The sequence below is a fragment of the Arthrospira sp. PCC 8006 genome (assembly GCF_046480465.1).
In the GTDB taxonomy this organism is placed as follows: Bacteria; Cyanobacteriota; Cyanobacteriia; order Cyanobacteriales; family Microcoleaceae; genus Limnospira; species Limnospira platensis.
In genome coordinates this window covers 1-3140 of sequence record NZ_PKGG01000363.1, presented here as the reverse complement: position 1 = coordinate 3140, position 3140 = coordinate 1, and the positions used below count along the sequence as shown (strand labels likewise).

At 38.1% G+C, this 3140-nt stretch carries 3 protein-coding genes; 1 reads left to right on the top strand and 2 read right to left on the bottom strand.

The genetic code is table 11. The annotated features are described in order from the left end of the window. On the bottom strand, nucleotides 1-375 hold a 375-nt coding region (locus tag B9T16_RS27285), incomplete at its 3' end, for a DUF2887 domain-containing protein (protein WP_410246244.1). Nucleotides 376-481: 106 nt separating this feature from the next. Between B9T16_RS27285 and B9T16_RS27280 the strand changes: the two genes are divergently transcribed. Continuing rightward, nucleotides 482-2335, top strand: coding sequence for a putative capsular polysaccharide synthesis family protein (locus B9T16_RS27280; protein WP_410246243.1), 1854 nt, complete (start codon nucleotides 482-484; stop codon nucleotides 2333-2335). A 128-nt stretch (nucleotides 2336-2463) separates the two neighbouring features. On the opposite strand, the gene B9T16_RS27275 is transcribed toward B9T16_RS27280, so the two are convergent. Continuing rightward, nucleotides 2464-3140 (bottom strand): hypothetical protein (locus tag B9T16_RS27275; protein WP_410246242.1); only part of this gene is annotated, 677 nt, incomplete at its 5' end.

Genomic DNA, 3140 nt, shown 5'->3' with positions numbered 1-3140 from the left:
AAGCCTTTCTACCAMATTATCCAATAGCAGGCGATAGGGAGTCTCCACCCCAAACCCCTGGCTGCGACTGGAGAAAATCAATAGCCCCCGCCAAGGTCGGCTCACCTCATATTGTCCCAGATACATAAACACTTCCCGAAAAAAGCGGCCATAGAATCCCCTATCAGGCTGCATTTGSGCTTCCACGAACACCAAGGGCAAATCTGGGTTATCATCCCCCACAGGGGTAAATAAGCCATCAATACGCTGTTCCTGTTCTTTGACCACCGGAGCGCTATAATCAAATTGGCAGTCCATGGGAATGCCAGGAACTAACTCAGCAATCAGTTCCGGTTGCCATAGRAAAATGCGATAAAATAGTTTGTCAGTTTTCATMTKTTGGGACGGGGTTGGTGCTGAGTCAAACTTGATTACGGCTGAAAAGATTGTATCATATCAGAGCAGCCCATACCACATCAAGAAACCTTGTCATCATTTATCAATGCCCGAAATTGAATCTTTCACCACCCCCGTCGTTTTACTCATCTTTAGGCGACCAGATACCACCCAAAAAGTGTTTGATGTAATTCGCCAAGTCAAGCCTCAGCAGTTACTGGTGATTGCTGATGGTCCCGAACCCGGCAATGATTTAGAAGCCCAAAAATGCGCCCAAACTCGCGCCATTATTGATAGGGTTGATTGGGATTGTCAAGTTTTAACCAACTACTCGGATTCTAACTTAGGTTGTAAACAGCGAGTTGCCAGTGGACTCAATTGGGTGTTTGGTTTAGTGGAAGAAGCGATTATCTTAGAAGATGACTGTATCCCCGACATCAGTTTTTTTCAATTTTGCCAACAGTTATTAATCCGCTATCGTGATGATCACCAAATTTTCCAAATTACCGGAGAAAATACCCACGGCTATCAATCGGCAAATTCCAGCTATTATTTTTCCCAGTATAGCTTTTATTGGGGATGGGCGACATGGCGGCGAGCTTGGCGGTTATTTGACCCGGATTTAAAGTCTTGGCTAACGGAGTGCGATCGCCATTGGTTAAGGGATTTATTGGGAAGTCAAGAACGCGCCGAATATTGGGCAGAAATCTTTGATTTAACCTCCAATGGTTTTAACTCATGGGGATGGGCTTGGACGTTTACTTGTTTGATAAATAAAGGTTTATCTATCATTCCCAATCATAACTTAATTTCTAATGTTGGTTTTGGCGCAGATGCAGCCCATACTACCTGGGAAGTTGATGAAATCGCTAATTTACCCACTCAATCAATCAGCTTTCCCCTCAAACACCCCACCGCCGTTACCATCAATATGGAAGCCGAAACCGTGATTGATAAAATGCGGTTTACTGGTCGCAAATATATCAGAACCATGCGCCAAACAGCCATGGATTTAAGCCAGCAAGGACAGCATAAAACAGCTTTAGATATTTGGGAAAAATGTATTAAGTTGCGACCGGATTTAAGCGAGTTTTACTATCAAAAAGCCTGCTGCTTAGAGAAAATGGGTAATTCTCAACAGGCGATACAATGCCTGCATCAGTTATTAAAATCCCATCCCGAACACCAACCAGCAAAATCATTCTTAAATACCCTCATCAAAAAATATCAGAGTTCGTCCCCATTACCCCATCAAAATCAACAGCAGCGTTTTTTGGTTTACACCATGGGAAAAGTGGGTTCAACTTCCATTTCCACATCTTTAAAAAACCATAGTTCACAGGTCTATGATATTCATTTCTTAGAGGAAACATATCTACAAAAAAATATGCACAAAGGGCATTGTATAGATGGCTATTTTGTGTTAAAAAACTGGTTAGGAGAACCATTAAAAATTATTTCACTGGTCAGAAATCCCATTGCTGTCAATATTAGTGGCTTTTTTCAAAACCTCGATACATATTACCCCCATTTAAGCCCAGAACAAATCCTACAGTTGAGTATTGAAGAACTGATTAATAAATTTTGGACATTAGACCTCAACTATCCCCTAATTTGGTTTGATAGAGAGTTCAAGAAATGCTTAAATTTTGATATTTACAGCCAGCCTTTTTCATTATTAGGATGGCAAACCTACTTACATGAATCTTACCATATTTTGATTATGCAAGCGGAACTAATGGATAGCCAAAAACAGGAGGTTATCCGAATGTTTACAGGTATCAGCAACTTTCACCTAGAAAACCAAAATCTTAGTTCCCAGAAGTGGTATAGTCACCTATTTAAAGAGTTTAAGGAAAAACTGGTGCTTCCGGGAGACTATTTAGACAAGATGTTAAATTCTCAGTTTACAAAGCACTTTTATAGACCGTCACAAATTCAGGAATTTTATAAATTCTGAAGCACAAAAACAGGTTGTTCATCAGAAAAAACTACCATATATACCATATATACCATATATAATTGAAAATTTACTGGAAATTATCTATCCTAAATTGTAGTAAGTTTTATCTAAGTAAGGTAAGTTAGTCAACTCCAAAAACCTTTCCCATTTATCTTAAATTCTGTCAGTTCAGGCCATTCATTGTTTATTATTTTCTTCAAAATCAAACTTTTCTCCCTCTTTTCTCTTGTGATAGATAACATAATTTCCAAGGTTTTTCTACAGTTATAAATCGAAACAGTATCAAATGCTGGGTCAGATTCAATGACGACCTGTGAGTGCCATGCTGCCATCCTAAACTCCCATAAAAACAGAGACTTAATATCAATTAAACTTTGACATTGCATGATGTTGGTAATTCTGTCAAATTCTTCAAACTTACGAATCACTTCAGCAATATACTCTGGTCGATGATTTGAGCTACCAATTAAATATAGATAAGCTAAATCCTTAGCAGACAAGATAGGAAATTTTGTGTTTTTATAAAACTCCCTCCCAATTCCTGAAACATTAGAACGCACATGAATTAAATTTGCACTCTGAGAAAATTTTTGATAATAAACAAATGCCACGCTTCTGATATGGGAATAATATGTATTATTATTCAAAATACTTAAAAACTCTTGCTCTTCTTTAGGATATTGACTTAAATATAAAATCTCATGTGATAAGCCAAATTTATGGGCTAGGTTTTCAGCTACCATTTTATCATATTTATCAGTGTCAACACTATTTCTGTAGTAGGTAAAATATCTGACATTAC